14 protein-coding genes are annotated in these 17351 nt (G+C 67.5%); 4 read left to right on the forward strand and 10 right to left on the reverse strand.

Features of this window, described 5'->3' with window-relative positions:
* Positions 1-199 precede the first annotated feature (199 nt).
* Positions 200-799, forward strand: coding sequence for an O-acetyl-ADP-ribose deacetylase (locus NR101_RS04785; protein WP_256777443.1), 600 nt, complete (start codon positions 200-202; stop codon positions 797-799).
* 303 nt (positions 800-1102) lie between these two features.
* Here NR101_RS04785 and NR101_RS04790 read toward each other — a convergent pair whose 3' ends face one another.
* The 8 genes from NR101_RS04790 to gap form a co-directional block, all read right to left on the reverse strand.
* Positions 1103-2362, reverse strand: a complete 1260-nt coding sequence (locus tag NR101_RS04790; protein WP_256777444.1) for a M1 family metallopeptidase — start codon at positions 2360-2362, stop codon at positions 1103-1105.
* 316 nt (positions 2363-2678) lie between these two features.
* Positions 2679-3683, reverse strand: a complete 1005-nt coding sequence (locus NR101_RS04795; RefSeq protein ID WP_256777445.1) for a class I fructose-bisphosphate aldolase — start codon at positions 3681-3683, stop codon at positions 2679-2681.
* 165 nt (positions 3684-3848) lie between these two features.
* Positions 3849-5315, reverse strand: coding sequence for a pyruvate kinase (gene pyk, locus NR101_RS04800; protein WP_256777446.1), 1467 nt, complete (start codon positions 5313-5315; stop codon positions 3849-3851).
* A 213-nt stretch (positions 5316-5528) separates the two neighbouring features.
* Positions 5529-6197, reverse strand: a complete 669-nt coding sequence (locus tag NR101_RS04805; protein ID WP_256777447.1) for an HAD hydrolase-like protein — start codon at positions 6195-6197, stop codon at positions 5529-5531.
* Positions 6197-7372 carry a phosphoglycerate kinase gene (locus NR101_RS04810; protein WP_256777448.1) on the reverse strand — a complete coding sequence of 392 codons (1176 nt, stop codon included), beginning with the start codon at positions 7370-7372 and terminating at the stop codon, positions 6197-6199. Before NR101_RS04810 ends, NR101_RS04805 begins: the two co-directional genes overlap by 1 nt.
* Positions 7373-7826: 454 nt before the next feature.
* The gene (locus tag NR101_RS04815) at positions 7827-9185 is read right to left on the reverse strand and encodes a DUF3999 domain-containing protein (RefSeq protein WP_256777453.1); all 1359 of its coding nucleotides are present in this window, start codon (positions 9183-9185) and stop codon (positions 7827-7829) included.
* A 5-nt stretch (positions 9186-9190) separates the two neighbouring features.
* Positions 9191-11857, reverse strand: coding sequence for a DUF2339 domain-containing protein (locus tag NR101_RS04820; RefSeq protein WP_256777449.1), 2667 nt, complete (start codon positions 11855-11857; stop codon positions 9191-9193).
* Between the two features lie 196 nt (positions 11858-12053).
* Positions 12054-13058, reverse strand: a complete 1005-nt coding sequence (gene gap, locus NR101_RS04825) for a type I glyceraldehyde-3-phosphate dehydrogenase (protein ID WP_256777450.1) — start codon at positions 13056-13058, stop codon at positions 12054-12056.
* Between the two features lie 201 nt (positions 13059-13259).
* Between gap and NR101_RS04830 the strand changes: the two genes are divergently transcribed.
* Complete coding sequence (locus NR101_RS04830) at positions 13260-13889, forward strand: OmpW family outer membrane protein (RefSeq protein WP_256777451.1); 630 nt, start codon at positions 13260-13262, stop codon at positions 13887-13889.
* 400 nt (positions 13890-14289) lie between these two features.
* On the opposite strand, the gene NR101_RS04835 is transcribed toward NR101_RS04830, so the two are convergent.
* Positions 14290-14991 (reverse strand): aspartate/glutamate racemase family protein, encoded by a 702-nt coding sequence (locus tag NR101_RS04835; protein ID WP_256776072.1) that lies wholly within the window; start codon positions 14989-14991, stop codon positions 14290-14292.
* Positions 14992-15096: 105 nt separating this feature from the next.
* Between NR101_RS04835 and NR101_RS04840 the strand changes: the two genes are divergently transcribed.
* Positions 15097-15912 carry a S1/P1 nuclease gene (locus NR101_RS04840; RefSeq protein WP_256776071.1) on the forward strand — a complete coding sequence of 272 codons (816 nt, stop codon included), beginning with the start codon at positions 15097-15099 and terminating at the stop codon, positions 15910-15912.
* A 10-nt stretch (positions 15913-15922) separates the two neighbouring features.
* Positions 15923-16732 carry an MBL fold metallo-hydrolase gene (locus NR101_RS04845; RefSeq protein ID WP_256776070.1) on the forward strand — a complete coding sequence of 270 codons (810 nt, stop codon included), beginning with the start codon at positions 15923-15925 and terminating at the stop codon, positions 16730-16732.
* A 73-nt stretch (positions 16733-16805) separates the two neighbouring features.
* Here the strand turns inward: NR101_RS04845 and NR101_RS04850 are convergent, their stop codons facing one another.
* Positions 16806-17351: a hypothetical protein gene (locus tag NR101_RS04850; protein WP_256776069.1), complete on the reverse strand. Its 546-nt coding sequence runs from the start codon at positions 17349-17351 to the stop codon at positions 16806-16808.

Genomic DNA, 17351 nt, shown 5'->3' on the forward strand with positions numbered 1-17351 from the left:
GCGTTGTCGCATTCAGGTGTCGGGGTTTGCTTCATCTGGGGTGAAGCCGACACCCCGCATCGTGTATTTGCAAGGCAGTGCACACCGGGTCGCACTGTCTGAGACGATGATGACGCAACCTCGACCTGCTGCCCGGTACGGTGCAGTAACAAGGCGACATCCCGTTGCATGGACCCGGTTTCAGTCAGGAGTGGTACGCATGAAGATCGAAGTGTGGCAGGGCGACATCACGACCCTGGCGGTGGATGCGATCGTCAATGCGGCCAACGAATCCCTGCTCGGCGGGGGCGGCGTGGACGGCGCGATCCATCGTGCGGCCGGCCCAGGCTTGCTGGCCGAATGCGAAGCCATGGCGCAGATCCGGCCGGGCGTGCGCTGCCCGACGGGCGAGGTGCGTGCCACCGCCGGTCATGACCTGCCGGCGAGGCATATCTTCCACACCGTCGGCCCGGTCTGGCAGGACGGCCAGCGCGACGAACCGGCGCTGCTGGCCAACTGTTACTGGAAGTCGCTGCAGCTGGCTGAAAAGATGGACCTGCATTCGATCGCCTTCCCGGCCATCAGTTGCGGGGTGTTCGGGTACCCGCTGCACCAGGCCGCGCTGATCGCCGCCACTGAAACGGTGGCCTGGCAGCGCTCGCACCGCGAACCGCAGCGCATCATCCTGGTGGCCTACAACGCAGCGACGTTCAAGGCGTACCAGTCCGCGTTGGCCACGCTGGGCCAACCGTTCGAGGCGCCACCGTCAACGCTGCTGCCGTCGCTGGAGCTTGGGCTGCCGCCGGCTGCGGCGCACTGAGGGAGCGAACGCCGGTCATCTTGCCAGAGCTGGAGCGATCGACGTTGCCGTTGCCAAGGTAGGGTTACCCCCTGCCGACTGCCGACCCCCGGACACTGTTCAATGTCGGCATGGCGATGGAACGTAGCGGGCTTTTCGCGACCCGCTGTGTCCGGCCGGCATACAGCCCACGATCGCGATAACGCAGCGCACGTACAGTCGACCGCGCGGCGACCCTAGCGTGGACGCTGCGCCCGCCCGCTTTGTGAATCTTCGCCTGGCCGCACTCTGCCGCCTGAGGGACTTGCCAGCGTCGCAGACCGGTCAACGCGCCGCTGATCCAGCGGTATAGACCCATTCGTCGAAGAACGGTTGCAGCGAATGCCCAGCGGCCTTCTCCATGGCCCGCTGGAAATCGGCGGTGACCACCGAGCGTCCGTCGTTGGTGACGGTGTAATCGCGCAGGCCGCGCCAGAACACCGCTTCGCCGAGTTCGCCGCGCAGCAGGTGCAGCACGTAGGCGCCCTTGCGGTAGACCACCGCGCGGTCATCGGCGGTAGGGGCGTTCCAATCGGCATACACCAGCGCGTGGTCCGCGCCCTTGGCCCGTAGCGCATCCAAGCGCTTGCGCCAGCCTTCCACCTGCGCCTGGTAGGCGACCTCGCCCTGCGCCTGCTGCAGGTAAGCGGCGGTCATGAAGTTGGCCATGCCCTCGTTGAGCCAGAAATGCTCCCAGCCGGCGCAGGTGACCCGGTTGCCCCACCATTGGTGCGCGGCCTCATGTGCCATCAACGCGGTCTGGTCGGCATCGTCGAGTACCTCCTGGCCGTACGCCTCGGACATCAACGACACACCCGCCATTTCCTGCCCGATGGTGCTTGCCACCAGCGCCTGCTGATAGTCACCGCGATATGGCAGCCCGGCGCGTGCCGCGAAGAAGCCGAGCATGTCGCCGGTACGCACGAACACCGTCCGCAGCTGCGCCGGCGTGCGGTCCACCGACAGGAAACGCAGCTGCACCGGACCCTGCTGCTGCGTGGCCTGCTGGTAGCGGCCGGCCGCGAAGCCATACACGTAACCGGGCATCGGCGTGTCCAGCCGCCAACGATGTTCCCGGCGTCCATCGGCCAACGTGCGCGTGGGCAGCGCGCGGCCGGTACCGATGGCCAGCAGCGCCGACGGCAACGTTACCGACAGATCCAGCGTGGCGCGCTCATCGGGCGCATCCACCGATGGCATCCACTGGCTGGTGGAGAAGATCGTGTAGACCTCCTCGCGCTCGGGGGCGAACACCAGGCCGAACGCCGGCGCACCGTGGTAGAGAATCTGCAGCTCGGCCGACGCACCGGGCTTCAGCGGCGTGGCCAGTGTGATGTGCAACTGCTGGTCGGCCTGCGCGAAGGCCAGCGCGCGACCGCCCTGCTTCACCGACGTCACCTCGAGTGTGCCCGCATCGAGCGTGAGCGTGGACAGCGTCTGCGCCGCCCTGAAACGAACGGTCTGCTGCCCCTGCACGCGCTTGGCGGCGATATCGGGCACCAGCGCCACGCTGTAGTGCAGCACGTCGAAACCGCGTGGCGGCATAGCGTGTACCACGCAGCAACCAAACAGCAGCGGTAACACCAACACCCCAACGCAGCGTCGCACGATCATGGCATCCATCCGGGCAATGTGGATCGCATCGTGCCAGACCGCGACGGGTAGAGCCACGCCATGCGTGGCTGCTGCCTGCTTGCGATCAGGCACCGCGCGCAGCCATCCGGGCATCGCGCACAGCCCCCCGCAGGCACCGCGCACAGCCACCCAAGCACCGCGCGCAGCCACCCATGGGGTGGCTCTACCCCACCGAAAAAAACGCCGGCGCGAGGCCGGCGTTTCTTCATGTGCGGTCAGGCCGGTATCAGCCGTTCCACTTGCCCAGTGCCGCCTGGCCGTTTTCCTTGGCGCGGTCGTACACGGTCTGCTGTGCCTTGGCGATGTTGGCCTTGGTGTCCTTGGCCCACAGCTTCAGCGCGGCCTGCTGCATGGCGCGGCCGTAGGAGAAGCTCAGCGGCCACGGCAGGTTGCCCATCTGGTTCATGGCATCCAGGTGTGCGGTGGACTGCTCATCGCTCTGGCCGCCGGACAGGAACACCACGCCCGGCAGGATCGCCGGCACGGTGCTCTTGAGGCACATCACGGTCGACTCGGCCACTTCCTCGACGTCGGCCTGCTCTTCGCAGCCCTTGCCGGAGATGACCATCGAGGCCTTCAGGATGGTGCCTTCCAGCAGCACGTTCTGCTGGTAAAGCGCGTCGAACAGCGAACGCAGGGTGGCTTCGGTGACTTCGTAGCAGGTCTCGATGTCGTGGTCGCCGTCCATGATCACTTCCGGCTCGACCATCGGCACCAGGCCGCATTCCTGGCACAGCGCCGCATAACGGGCCAGCGCGTGGGCGTTGGACTCGATGCAGGTACCCGACGGGATGCTTTCGCCGATGTTGATCACCGCACGCCACTTGGCAAAGCGCGCACCCAGCTTGTAGTACTCCTGCAGGCGCTCGCGCAGGCCGTCCAGGCCTTCGGTCACCATCTCACCGGGGCAGCCGGCGAGCGGGTGGGCACCCTTGTCGACCTTGATGCCCGGGATGATGCCGTGGTCGGCCATGTACTTGGCGAACGGCACGCCGTCCTTGGTGGACTGACGGATGGTCTCGTCGTACAGGATCGCGCCGGAGATATGCTCGTTCAGCTTCGGCGTGGTCAGCAGCATTTCGCGGTAGGCGCGACGGTTCTCTTCGGTGTTCTCCAGGCCGACGCTGGCGAAGCGCTTGCCGATGGTGCCGGTGGATTCGTCGATCGCGATGATGCCCTTGCCCGGGGCGACCATGGCCTGGGCGGTTTCAGCCAGCTGTTCGATGCTCATGTATTTCCTGTGGCGGGTGCGGGAAAACCGCAATTATAGCTCCCGCCTTCCGTGAACTGACCGTCCACGGAATCTGGAAACGCTTTCAGATGGCCAACGTGTGACGGCGCGACGTTTCCGCCGCGCCGCCGTGTGCTGCACTGCCGGGCGTCGCCCGGCCTCCCCTTACAGGTCGCCCAGACCGCTGGCGCGACCGTCTTCGCCCACTTCCAGCAGGCGCAGGGTGTTGGTGGCGCCGTGGGTTTCCATGTGCTCACCGCTGGTGAACACCACGCGGTCGCCGGCCTGCAGCTGGTTGGCTTCCACCAGCAGGCGGATGCTGCCGCGGGCCGCTTCGCGCGGGGTGAAGCCGCGGCTGTCGAAGTTGATCGGGAACACATCGCGCATCAGCGCCATCTGGCGGCGCGCGCCGTCATGGCGGGTCACCGCGAACACCGGTGCCGAGGCACGGAAACGCGACAGGTAGCGCGCGGTGCCACCGGATTCGGTCATTGCCACGATCGCGCGCACGCCCACGTGCTGGGACAGGAACATGGTGGCCATGGCGATGGCCTGGTCGGCACGCTCCAGCCCACGCGGCGAGGCACCGAAGTCGGTCTCGGTCTGGAACTGACGCTCGGCACCGAGGCAGATACGTGCCATCGCTTCGACGGCCTTGACCGGGTAGGCACCGGCGGCGGTTTCAGCCGACAGCATCACCGCATCGGTGCCGTCGATGACCGAGTTGGCCACGTCCAGCACTTCGGCGCGGGTCGGGATCGGGCTTTCGACCATCGACTGCAGCATCTGAGTAGCGGTGATCACCACCTTGTTCTGCGCCAGCGAGGCCTTGATGATCTTCTTCTGCAGGCCCGGCAGCTCGGCATCGCCGATTTCCACGCCCAGGTCACCACGCGCGACCATGACCACGTCGCTGGCGTCGATGATCTCTTCCAGGTTCTCGATCGCCTCGGTGCGCTCGATCTTGGAGACCAGCGCGGCATAGCAGCCGTGCGATTCGGCGATCTCGCGCGCATCGTTCATATCCTGCGCATTGCGGCAGAACGAGACGGCGATGAAGTCCACGCCGATCTTGGCCACGATGCCAATCAGTTCCTTGTCGCGCTCGGTCAGCGCGCCCAGCGACAGCCCACCGCCCTGCTTGTTCAGGCCCTTGCGGTCGGACAGCACGCCGTCGTTGAGCACGGTGTTGATGATGCGCTCACCCTGCACTTCGAGCACCTGCAGCTGCATCAGGCCATCGTCGAGCAGCAGCACGTCACCGGCGGCCACGTCCTGCGGCAGGCCGAGGTAGCTCACGCCCACCTGGGTGGTGTCACCCGGGGGCGGCGTGGCCGAGGCCACCAGGTCGAAGCGGTCGCCCGCCTTGAGGTGGATCTTGCCTTCGGCGAAGCGCTCGATACGGATCTTCGGGCCCGGCAGATCGGCCAGGATGCCCACTTCCACGCCCACCCGCTGCGCGGCGGCGCGCACGTCGGCGGCACGCTTGGCCTGACCGGACGGATCGCCGTGGCTGAAGTTGAGGCGAACCACGTTCACGCCGGCGCGGAAGAGATCCTCCAGCACGCCCGGCGGGTCGGTTGCCGGTCCGAGGGTGGCAAGGATCTTGGTACGGCGCTGACGCTCAATCATGGTAAATGGGCTCCCGGGAAAGGATCGAAATTAGCACACCCTTCACGTCCCATGAATACGTTTACAGCCTTGCGGTGTCTGGGTTTGTCCGATGTCCCGCAGACAGCGTCGGACCGCCGCACGGACATCGGCTGACGCGCGAATGGCGACAAGCCCCGACACGATTGGCTTTGCGCAGGACATGCGGCGGCGTACGGGACGCCGCCGCAGCGGTCAGGCGAGCACGGTCAGCAGGTCATCCGGCGCGTTGGCCAGATGCTGCGCGCCGGCTTCCTGCAGCTCTTGGGCCCCGCCAAAACCCCACAACACGCCGATATTGCGCATGTTGTGATGGCGCGCACCGGCGATATCCATGCGCCGGTCGCCGATCATCCAGCACTGCTGCGGGACCAGCGACAGCCGCTGGAGCGCCTCGGCCACCAGCTGCGGCTTCTCGCTGCGGCTGCCGTCGATGGTCGCCCCGATCACATCCTCGAAGCAGCTGCCAAACGGCAGGTGCTCGACGATGCGCCGCGCATGCGGCTCGTTCTTGGCGGTGACGATCGCCAGCCGATGGCCGCGGTCATGCAATGCCTGCACCACCTGGCCGATGCGCGGGTAGACCTCGTGTTCGCGCCAGCCGACCACGTCGAAACGCTCGCGGTAATACGTCACCGCCTGCTCGACATCGGCCGGATCGGCGAACAGCGGCGCGAAACTGGTGCGCAGCGACGGGCCGATCCAGCGCCGCAGTTCTTCCTGCGGCGGCACCGGCTTGCCCATCTGCGTGAGCGCATGCGCCACGCACTGGGTGATGCCGACCGCCGAGTCGATCAGCGTGCCATCCAGATCGAAGAACAGGACATCCCGCCCGGCATCGGCGTGACGCCCCACGGTCGCCATCACGCGCCCCGTGCGTCGAGCGCGGCCACGGCCGGCAGGGTCTTGCCTTCCAGGAACTCCAGGAACGCGCCGCCGCCGGTGGAGATGTAGCTGATCTGATCGGCGATGTCGTACTTGTCCACCGCCGCCAGGGTGTCCCCGCCGCCGGCGATGGAGAACGCCGACGAGGCGGCAATCGCCTGCGCCAGCGCCTGGGTGCCGTGGCTGAAGGCCTCGAACTCGAACACGCCGACCGGGCCGTTCCAGACCACGGTGCCGGCCTTGGCGATCAACCCGGCGTAGTGCCGGGCGGTGTCCGGGCCGATGTCCAGGATCAGGTCGTCCTCGGCCACATCGGCCAGCGCCTTCACCGTGGCTTCGGCATCGGGAAGGAACTGCTTGGCCACCACCACGTCGGTCGGCAGCGGGATCTCGGCGCCGCGCGCCTTGGCGTCGGCGACGATCTGCTTCGCCGTGTCCAGCAGGTCCGGCTCGTACAGCGACTTGCCGACCGGGTAACCGGCCGCGGCGATGAAGGTGTTGGCGATGCCGCCGCCGACGATCAGCTGGTCGACCTTGCCGACCAGGCTGGAGAGCAGCTCAAGCTTGGTGCTGACCTTGCTGCCGGCCACGATCGCCAGCAGCGGCGTTGCCGGGGCGTGCAGGGCCTTGGCCAGCGCGTCCAGCTCGGCCATCAGCAGCGGACCGCCAGCGGCGACGGGGGCGAAGCGGATCACGCCGTGGGTGGAGGCCTGCGCACGGTGCGCGGTGCCGAAGGCATCCATGACGAACACGTCGCACAGCGCCGCATACTTCTTCGCCAGCGCTTCATCGTCCTTGGCTTCGCCGACGTTCATGCGGCAATTTTCCAGCAGCACGATCTCGCCGGGCGCGACCTCGACACCGTCGACCCAGTCGCGCACCAGCGGTACGTTCACACCGAGCAGATGCGAGAGCCGCAGCGCCACCGGCGCCAGCGAATCCGCGTCGCTCCACACGCCTTCCTTCGGCCGTCCCAGGTGCGACATGACCATGACCGCCGCGCCCTTCTCCAGCGCCATCTTCAACGTCGGCAACGATGCGGTGATGCGCTGCTCGGAGGTGATGTTGCCATTCTCGATCGGCACGTTGAGGTCCTGGCGGATCAGCACGCGCTTGCCGGAGAGATCGAGGTCGGTCATGCGAACGATGGACATGGGCAACTCTTTGGCTGAAAAAGGAAAGGGCGCCGCGCACGGCGCAGACGCCCATTGTCCCGGCTGCGCGGGCGCATCGCAAATTTTCGGGCAGAAGCGAAGGCAGGAGCAGGAGCCAAAGCCAAAGCCCTGCGGCCGATGCTCCTGCGCTGTGCGGGGGCCTGTAGGTTCACGGGACACGCTGCAAGTACGTCCATGTAAGCTCCGTCGCCGCATCCATGCGGCTCAGGGTCCCGTGAACCTACAGGCCCCCACACTCGACAGTGGGTCGGTGCGCATGGAAAAACCCACCGGTCGTGCCGGGCGCTGCCCGGCAGCTCTTCCCCCCACCGCCAACGCGACCCACCTCAGGCCAAGAACATCAAGGCGCTGCTACCAAAGGCGCCGCTGCAACCCGCTGCTCCGAAAGCAGTTTCTCGCAAGGCAGTTCTTCCCGCAGAAACCAGCCAATCCATCACTCCGCAGCACCGCCTGGCTTCTGCCGCAGCACGCTCACCGCAAACCCACCCACCACCAGCACGCCCAGCACCAGCAACCCCCACAGCAGCCAACGCTTCCAGTCGCGCTGCGGCGCCACCGCCGCATCGCCGGCCAGCACCTGCGCCGGGCCCTGCAACGTGGCCAGCGCCGGTTGCCACTGCGCCCCCTGCTGCTCCCGCAACTGCGCGATCACCGTCCCCACCGGCGCATCGCTGCGCGCCATACGCACACTGCCCGCCGCCACGCTGTAGGGCCCCTCGCCCTGGCTCAGGAACACCAGCGCTTCGGGCTGATAGCCCAGCTTCAACGTCGGCGCCGCGCTCGGCTGCGCCTGCCCCGCCACCAGCTTCCAGTAACGATCACGACTGGGCACCGGCAACGACTGCGTCTGCGACCGACGCCGCTGCGCCGCATCCTGCACCTGATAGGCCACCCACGGACCGGCGCGCACCTGCCACGGCTGGTTCGCATCATCGCGACTCAGCAACGTCCACTGCACCACGCTGTTGTCGGCCGTGGCGATGTCCACCTGCGCAATCGGAAAGCGCCCCTCCAGGCGGTACTCGAACTCACCCGGTTTGCCCGCTGTGCCCGTCAGCGACTGCCAGCGCCAGTCGATCGACTGCGCCGCCGGCACCAGCTCGGCCTGCACCGCCGACAACGCCGGCAGCGCGTCGGCGTCCATCGGCAGAATCCGGAAGTACTTCGCCTGGTGCCCGATTTCAATGCGCCGCTGCTGCAGGCGCTGCCCATCGTGCTGCAGGTCCACCAGCGGCACATCGTCGGTGATGCGCTGCCACTGCCGCAGGTCGTCGCTGGCTTCCACCCACACCCGCGCCTGCAACGCTGTCTGCGTCTGCCAATCCAGCCGCAGCGCCTGCACGCCCACGTGCAGCGCACTGGCATCGACCAGCCAACCGGCGGCCTGCGTGCTGGCCGCGCCGCTGCGCCCCAGTCGCGCTTCCACCCGGCGCACGCTGCCGTCGGTGTTGCGCTCTGTCAGCAGCTGCAGGTCATCGGCGGCCGCGCCGGCCAGCGCCGGCAACGGGAACCACGTCAACGCCTGCCATTGCGCCTCGCGTGCCAGCGGCTGGTCGGCCGCCAGCAGGGTCGTCGGCAGCGCCTGGCCCTGCGCATTGAACACCTGCACGTCGGCCAACTGGGCCGACACCGCGCTGCGGTAGACCGCTTCGTCCAGCAGCACCCGGTAGGCACCGGCCTGCGGCTGCGACAGCTGCAACGGCCATTGCTGGCGATAGTCCTGGCGCGCATCGGCGGCCAGTGCCAGGGACGGCAGGGCGGCGAGCGACAGTGCCGCGATCAGGGTGCGCATTCGGTTCACGGGTGTGGCTCCACGGCGGGTTCCGGGGCGCGCGGCGGCGCCGGCGCGAGGTAACCCACGACCGTGCACAGCAGGCCGTAGGCGATGAAGGAGGAAATACCCAGCAGGTTACCCAGGTGCTGGCGGTCGATCAGCACCAGCTTGGCCAGCACCACGCCCATCAGCACCGCGCCGACCAGCCACAACGTGCGCTGGCCGCGACGCGAGCCCCACACCCAGCTGATCACGCCGAGCACGCTCCAGACCACGGTCAGGCTGGTCTGGGCCAGGGTCGAGGACCACAGCGCGTCGTTCCAGGCCACGCCGCCCCAGTGGTGCACGGTATGCAGCGTGGTACTGGTAAGCAGGATGAAGCCGGCGATGGCCAGCAACGGCACGCGCATGCCACGCGGCCCGTCCGGCGCCTGCGCCGACCACAACCAGCGCGCCGCCAGCGCCAGCACGGCCAACTGCACCAGTTCCATTGGATTGAGCAGCGGCAGCCACGGCAGCGGTGCCGATCCGGCCGGCAGCATCAGCAGGCCCAGCCAGGTGACCCCAAGTACCACGAACAACGTGGAGGTCAGCGCCGTGTGCAGCACATTGAAGCGCGCGCCCAGCGGCACGGCCAGCCACGACCAGCGCAGCAGCGCGGTAGCGGTGACCAGCAGCCACGGCAGCACCCCCAGCGCGATCGACCAGCCCTGCGCCAGCACGAAGTGGTCGGCCAGCCACGTGCAGGCCAGGGTGACCACCGTGGGCCACAGCAGCCACCAGCTGAACTGCGCCGCCAGTGCCGCGCGGTCCTGTCCGCCGCGCAGGCACCACAGGCTGCGCACGCCCAACACTGCAAATACCGCCCAGGCCACTGCGCCATAGCCGGCGAACGGCTGCTGATGCACATCGGCCTGCCACAACGCCAACGGGAACGCGCTCAGCAGCATCGCCAGCGTGGTCAGCGCCAGCGCGCGGGCCGGTGCACGGCGGTGCACTTCGGCGGCGGCCCAGGCAGTGAACGCCACCGCGATCAGCAGCGCATCGGGGCGGCTGTCGCGCGCGACGAAGCGGCCGATCTCATGTGCCACCCCGCCCAGCCACCACAGCAGGCCCCACAGGTAATAGACGATCGCCGGCGCATCCTGCTGCGCGCGTCGATAGCTATGGGCGGACGCGAAGCCGGCCAGGGCCAGCAGCACGCCGCTCATGAAGGTCGCATTGGCGATCGCGGTGGCGTCCTGGTGCCAGTAATCGGCCCCGACCACAAAGCCGAACGCCGCGCCCAGCTGCAACAGCGCACCGGCGATCTGCGGCAGCCAGCGCTTCTGGCGCAGGCCCAGCCAGACCAGCCCGGCGCCTTCCAGCGCGAACACACTGGCGGTGGCGCGGGCGGACAGTGCCAGCGGCACCGCCAGGGTGGCAAACCCCACCGCCAGCACCGCGTGCGACTGGCCCAGCACGGCATAGCGCGCGCGCCGGATCAGCGCCCAGCCCAGCACTGCATACAACGCGGCCAGCGCCAGCGCACACAACGCCAGCAGCAGGCGGTCGTCGTGCAGCATGCCGGCCTGCAGCGAGAAGGCGACCAGCGGCGTGCCGAACACCAGGCTGCCGTCGACCAGATCGCGCTTCTCCGCCGGCTGGCGGCGCGCATAGAGGATCGGGATGAGCAGGTAGAAGACGAAGAACAGCAGCAGGAACGGCTCGGTGCTGCTGAACTTGTCGGCGTTGTACTGCAACACGCCCCAGGCCGTACCGATGCCGAAGGTAAAGGCGAACCCGAGCAGGTTGAGCACCCGCCACGGACGCCACCAGGCAATGGCCAGGATGGCTGCGTTCAGCACGGCGTAGTAGGCGAACAGCGCCACGTGGTTGCCGCTGCCGGTGGACAGCCAGATCGGCGCCATGAACCCGGCCAGGATGCCCAGCACGGCCAGCGTGCGCGAATTCTGCACGACCGCCAGCACGCCCATGCCGGCGATCAGCAGCACGCTCATCGCAAATGCCGGCAATGCATCGATCAGGTCATAGCGCTTGAACGCGGCGAACAAGGTCAGCAGCAGCACGCCGATGGTGCCGCCCTGCAGGGCCAGCGCAAACAGGCGCCGGCGATCGCGCTGGATCCAGCCGAACACCAGCCCGCCCAGCGCCGCCGCGGCAATCGCGGCCAGGCGCAGTTCGATCGGTGCGTTCAACCAGCCCTGGTCGCTGGCGTACTTGAGCAGCGCAGCGACACCGGCCAGCAGCACCAGCATGCCGATCTTGACCGGTACGTTGCCCTCGGTGAACCACTGCTTGATCGTGCCGATGATCCGCTCGCCGATGCCCGGGCCCTGCGGCGGTGCGGGCGGGAATGGCGCGTTGGCCGCCACCGGTGCAGGAGCCGACGACGGCAGTGGCGGTGGACGGCGCGGCGGCTCCGGGGTGGCGGCCAACGGCGCGGCAACCACCGCCGGTTCGGGAGGCGGTTCGGCAGCGGCCGGCGTCGGCGCACGGTAGGCGGTCTCAGCCCAGCTCAGCGGCGTGCTGATCGGCACCTCGGCCGACGGTCGCGCGCTGGCAGGGAACTGCTGGCTCTCCAGCGCGGACACGCGCCGACGCAGGCCGGCGATCATCACCAACGCCACCACCAGCAACACCGGGATCAGCAGTACCACTACCGCCAGCAGGACAATCAGAGCTTCCATTCCACGCCATCCTCAAAGGGGAGCCCCGGCGGCATCCTGCCGACGCCATGCCGGTGGCACGCGGCCATGCTAATGGATCGGCGGCAACTGCGGGCCCCCCCTTGCCCGCCCCCCTGCCCGCCCCTGTGCCGAGCCACAAACGACGAACCCCGGCACAGGGCCGGGGTTCGCAGGAATCACCGAGGCTGCGCCGCGCTTACTTGGCGGCGACGACCTTGGCCATTTCCAGGCACTTGTTGGAGTAGCCCCACTCGTTGTCGTACCAGGACACCAGCTTGACGAAGGTGCTGTCCAGGGCGATGCCGGCGTCGGCATCGAACACCGAGGTGTGGGTCTCGCCGCGGAAGTCGGTGGCCACGACCTTGTCTTCGGTGTAGCCCAGGATGCCCTTCAGCGCGCCTTCGCTCTGTGCCTTCACTTCGGCGCAGATCTCGGCGTAGGTGGCTTCCTTTTCCAGTTCGACGGTCAGGTCGACCACCGACACGTCCGAGGTCGGCACGCGGAAGCTCATGCCGGTGAGCTTCTTGTTCAGCTCCGGGATCACCACGCCGACGGCCTTGGCTGCACCGGTGGAGGACGGAATGATGTTTTCCAGGATACCGCGGCCGCCGCGCCAGTCCTTGTTGGACGGGCCATCGACGGTCTTCTGGGTGGCGGTGGCCGCATGCACGGTGGTCATCAGGCCGCGTTTGATGCCCCACTTGTCGTTGATGACCTTGGCCAGCGGGGCCAGGCAGTTGGTGGTGCACGAGGCGTTGGAGATGATCGCCTGGCCGGCGTAGGTCTTGTCGTTCACACCGAACACGAACATCGGGGTGTCGTCCTTCGACGGCGCCGACAGGATCACCTTCTTGGCGCCGGCATCGATGTGCTTCTGGGCGGTGTCCTTGGTCAGGAACAGGCCGGTGGATTCGATGACGACGTCCACGCCGACTTCGTCCCACTTCAGGTTGGCCGGGTCGCGTTCCTGGGTCAGGCGGATTTTCTTGCCGTTGACCAGCAGGTCGCTGCCGGACACTTCCACGTCGGCCTTGAAGCGGCCATGCACGGAGTCGTACTTCAGCATGTACGCCAGATAGTCCGGTTCCAGCAGATCGTTGATGGCGACGATTTCGATGTCATTGCCGAAATTCAGCACGGCCGAGCGCAGCACATTGCGACCGATGCGACCGAAACCGTTGATGCCAACCTTGATTGCCATGTTCACAAGCTCCTGCAGCCGCGACGGTGCGGCGCCGATGGAAAGGGGCGTTCATTCTAGCAGGGCCGAACCGGGGCCAAGGCCCCGATGGCGAATGGGAACCGGTTACAGGGTCAAAATCCGCGGATTGATCCGGATCAAGGCGCAGCGGGGCCGGGACGGGAAAACTGGCCCCATTCCACCCCGCAACGAGACACCGTCATGCGCAAGACCTCCCCCCTCCTGCTGTCCAGCCTGGCCGCCGCGCTTGCCCTGGCCGCCGCGCCCGCCATGGCCCAGTCCAAGGGCGACTGGACGATCGGTGCCGGCGTGCACCAGGTGGCCCCGAAGTCCAATAATGGTTCGCTGGCCGGCGGCACGCTGAAGGTCGATGTCGACAACGACATCAAGCCGACCATCACCGGTGAATACTTCATTGCCGACAACCTGGGCATCGAGCTGCTGGCGGCGCTGCCGTTCAAGCACGACATCAACATTGCCGGTCTGGGCAACGTGGGCAGCACCAAGCACCTGCCGCCGGTGATCTCGCTGCAGTACCACTTCAACAGCAAGGGCAAGGTGTCTCCGTTCGTCGGCGCGGGCATCAACTACACCACGTTCTTCAGCGAGAAGACCGGCGGCGCGCTGGCCGGCAGCAAGCTGACGCTGGAAGACTCCTGGGGCCTGGCCGCGCATGCGGGCCTGGACTTCGCGATCAACGACAAGGGCTCGCTGCGCGTCGATGTGCGCTGGATGGACATCGACAGCAAGGTGAAGCTCAACGGCGAAAAGATCGGCACGGTCAACATCGACCCGCTGGCCTACGGCGTGTCCTACGTGTTCAAGTTCTGATCGGCGGATCAGAACTGACAAGCGCAACACCCCTCGCAGCAAGCGTTTTTCCCCGGCTTCGGCCGGGGATTTTTTTTGCGCTTCTCCCCATGGAAACAGCGTTCTGTTTCACCGGCTGTAGCAGATGGTGTGCTGCGCTATGCGCGTGGCAGGGATTGCAGAATGGCGTCTACGACCGGGTCTTCGCGCGCGTGAGGGCCCCGTCGCGGCCGGTAGGCCCCTGGCGCAAATGTCCCCCGGCCGCGGGGCGGCCTCCTCCTTTATTTTGCCCAGGGGCCTACCGGCCGCGACGGGGCTCGGCTTGCGGTATGCAGGTGGAGGCCAGGCATTTTTGGTCTTTGGTCGGTGGGTCGGGCGCTTGTTCGATCCGGCATTGCGAGCAGCCACCCATGGGGTGGCTCTACCGGGGGGAGAGCAGGTGCTGTGCGGCGGCCTGCGCGTGCAGCGCGGCGGTGTCGAACAACGGCACGGCTGCATCGTCATCGCCCACCAGCAGCATGATCTCCGTGCAGCCCAGGATGATCGCCTGGGCGCCGCGATCCACCAGCCGCTGCATCACGCCCTGGTACACCACGCGCGATGCGTCCAGCACGCGGCCCTGCACCAGCTCCTCGTAGATGATTCGATGCACATGTGTGCGGTCGTCCGCCTCCGGCACCAGCACCTCCAGCCCATACCGCTGCGCCAATCGTACCCGGTAGAAATCCTGCTCCATCGTGAAGGCCGTCCCGAGCAGGCCCACCCGCGCCAGCCCCAAGGACTGGATCGCCTCGCCCACCGGATCGGCGATGTGCAGCAGCGGTACCCCGATTGCCGCCTGCACCTCCTCGGCCATCAGATGCATCGTATTGGTGCAGATCACCACCGCCGTCGCGCCTGCGCCTTCCAGTTGCCGTGCCACCGCCACCATCGCCCGCGTCGCCGCCACCCAATCCCCGGCGCGCTGCATCGCTTCGATGTCGGCGAAGTCGAACGACCACAGCAGCAGCCGCGCCGAGTGCATCCCGCCCAGTGCATCGCGCACCTGTTCGTTGATCATCCGGTAGTAGTGCGCCGAACTCTCCCAGCTCATCCCGCCGATCAGACCCAGCACCTTCTGCACCGTCGCCACTCCCGTTGTCGCTCCGGCGCCAGCGTACTCCCGCCGCACCGCCGCCAGCCAGATCCGGGCAAGCCGCCCGGCGGACGGCCCGCTAGAATGCTGCCGATGAAAATCGCCTCCCTGATCCCTGCCACCGCCCTCGCGCTGGCCCTCACCTTCGTCTCCACCGATGCCCTGGCCTGGGGCGCCCAAGGCCATCGGCTGGTCGCGCGCATCGCCGAAACCCGCCTCACCCCGCAGGCCCAGGCCGAGGTCGACCGCCTGCTCGCCAGCGAGCCGGACCCCACGCTGCACGCCATCGCCCCATGGGCCGACCAGCTGCGCGCCAAGGACCCGGGCCTGGGCAAGCGCTCGGCTGGCTGGCATTACGTCAACATCGGCGAGGATGACTGCCATTACCAGATGCAGAAGCACTGTAAGAATGGCAACTGCGTGGTCGAAGCGCTAAAGGCACAGACCGCCATCCTCGGTGATCGCAGCCAGTCCGATGCTGAACGCGCCCAGGCGCTGAAGTTCGTCGTCCATTTCGCCGGCGACATCCACCAGCCGATGCACGCCGGTTACGGCCACGACAAGGGCGGCAACGACTTCCAGGTGCAGTTCAACAACCGCGGCACCAACCTGCACTCGCTGTGGGACAGCGGCATGCTCAGCGAGCAGAAGCTGGACGATGACCAGTATCTGCAGCGATTGATGGCCCTGCCCGCGCCAACGCTGGGCAAGCGCTCCCACATTGCCACCGATGCCGTGCAGTGGGCCGAAGCGAGCTGCCGTATCGCCATTGCACCTGGCGTTTACCCGACCAAGCGTACGCTGGGTGCGGAATACACCGCGACCTATCGCCCGATCGCGGAGCAGGAGCTGCGCCTGGCCGGTGAACGCCTGGCGGTGCTGCTCAACGCCACCCTGGGCAAACGCTGAGGCCATCACCATGTCACTGCACGTCGCCGGTTTCTTCCACCCCGACAGCCATACCTTCAGCTACGTGGTGCACGATCCGGCGACCCTGCAGGCGGCGGTGATCGACCCGGTGCTGGACTACGACCCGGATACCGACGCGCTCGGTGCCGGGCCTTTGCAACCGCTGCTTGCGCACGTGCGCGAACGCGGCCTGCAGGTGCGCTGGCTGCTGGAAACCCACGCCCATGCCGACCACGTCAGTGCCGGTCGCTGGCTCAGGCAGCAGTGGCCGCAGGCAACGCTGGCCATGGGTGACGGTATCGTGCAGGTGCAAAAGACGTTCGCGCCACGCTATGCGCTGGACGTGCCCACCGATGGCTCACAGTTCGACCATCTGTTCGCCGATGGCGAGCGTTTTGCGCTTGGCGACATCGATGCCGAGGTGATCGCCGTCCCCGGCCACACCAGTGACAGCGTCGCCTACCGCATCGGCGATGCGCTGTTCACCGGCGACTCGCTGTTCATGCCCGATGGCGGCACCGCCCGCTGCGACTTCCCCGGTGGCGACGCGGCGCAGTTGTACCGTTCGATCCAGCGCCTGCTCGCCCTGCCCGACGGCACCCGCGTGTTCATCTGTCACGACTACGGCCCGGGCGGTCGCGATGTCGCCAACGAAACCACGGTCGGCGAACAGCGCGCGCGCAACATCCACCTGCATGACGGCGTCAGCGAAGCCGAGTTCGTCGCCACCCGGCAGGCGCGCGATGCCACGTTGGCCGAGCCGGCGCTGATGCATCCGTCGGTGAAGGCGAACCTGCAGGGTGGCCCCCACCGATCGTAGCGCCGGCCGCTGGCCGGCAACCCGGCGATGATCGGTTGATGCGGTTGCCGGTCACCGGCCGCCACCACGGTGGTCAGCGTCCCTGGCGACGCACCGTGTGCTGCCCGTGCACGATTTCAAAGGTGAAGGCATACAGCAGGCTCACGGGCACCGGCTCGATCCGCTCTGCGCCTTCGCAATCGCCGCGTTTGCCCGGGACCACGCCGGCAGCGTAGTGACACACCGCCGCCGGTGAAAACAGCCAGTGCGCCACCGCCTCCTGCGCCGCCTGCAGCAGCGGCGCATTCTCTGCCGCAGCGCCCGCCACGCATTCGGGCCGATCGGTCAGGGCCACGCTGCGCTCTACCCTGCCTTCGGCATCCACCACCACCTGCAGGCAAACCACGGTGGGCGCCAGCTCGCGGCGTGGATCGCGTGTCCCGACCACCGGGTCCTGCGCCGCGTACAACTGCGGCATGCGGTAGCCCTCACTTGGCTGCAGCCGATACGGCTGCACCTGGCCGGAGCCACCATTGCCCTCGGTACGCAGGCGCTGGTGATCCACATTCTCAGCACGGGTGTCCACCGTGCTGAGCTGCTGATGGCCGGCGCAACCGGCCATCAGCAACACCGGCAGCAT

This window comes from Stenotrophomonas sp. Ste86 (genome assembly GCF_024519465.1).
Classification (GTDB): domain Bacteria; phylum Pseudomonadota; class Gammaproteobacteria; order Xanthomonadales; family Xanthomonadaceae; genus Stenotrophomonas.

Coding starts and splice junctions, on each gene's coding strand:
- NR101_RS04840 (WP_256776071.1), top strand. CDS start 15,097: ATGAAAATCGCCTCCCTGATCCCTGCCACCGCCCTCGCGCTGGCCCTC.
- gap (WP_256777450.1), bottom strand. CDS start 13,058: ATGGCAATCAAGGTTGGCATCAACGGTTTCGGTCGCATCGGTCGCAAT.
- NR101_RS04815 (WP_256777453.1), bottom strand. CDS start 9,185: ATGCGCACCCTGATCGCGGCACTGTCGCTCGCCGCCCTGCCGTCCCTG.
- NR101_RS04785 (WP_256777443.1), top strand. CDS start 200: ATGAAGATCGAAGTGTGGCAGGGCGACATCACGACCCTGGCGGTGGAT.
- NR101_RS04795 (WP_256777445.1), bottom strand. CDS start 3,683: ATGAGCATCGAACAGCTGGCTGAAACCGCCCAGGCCATGGTCGCCCCG.
- NR101_RS04790 (WP_256777444.1), bottom strand. CDS start 2,362: ATGCCGCCACGCGGTTTCGACGTGCTGCACTACAGCGTGGCGCTGGTG.
- NR101_RS04810 (WP_256777448.1), bottom strand. CDS start 7,372: ATGTCCATCGTTCGCATGACCGACCTCGATCTCTCCGGCAAGCGCGTG.
- NR101_RS04850 (WP_256776069.1), bottom strand. CDS start 17,351: ATGCTGCCGGTGTTGCTGATGGCCGGTTGCGCCGGCCATCAGCAGCTC.
- NR101_RS04845 (WP_256776070.1), top strand. CDS start 15,923: ATGTCACTGCACGTCGCCGGTTTCTTCCACCCCGACAGCCATACCTTC.
- NR101_RS04820 (WP_256777449.1), bottom strand. CDS start 11,857: ATGGAAGCTCTGATTGTCCTGCTGGCGGTAGTGGTACTGCTGATCCCG.
- NR101_RS04830 (WP_256777451.1), top strand. CDS start 13,260: ATGCGCAAGACCTCCCCCCTCCTGCTGTCCAGCCTGGCCGCCGCGCTT.
- NR101_RS04805 (WP_256777447.1), bottom strand. CDS start 6,197: ATGGCGACCGTGGGGCGTCACGCCGATGCCGGGCGGGATGTCCTGTTC.
- pyk (WP_256777446.1), bottom strand. CDS start 5,315: ATGATTGAGCGTCAGCGCCGTACCAAGATCCTTGCCACCCTCGGACCG.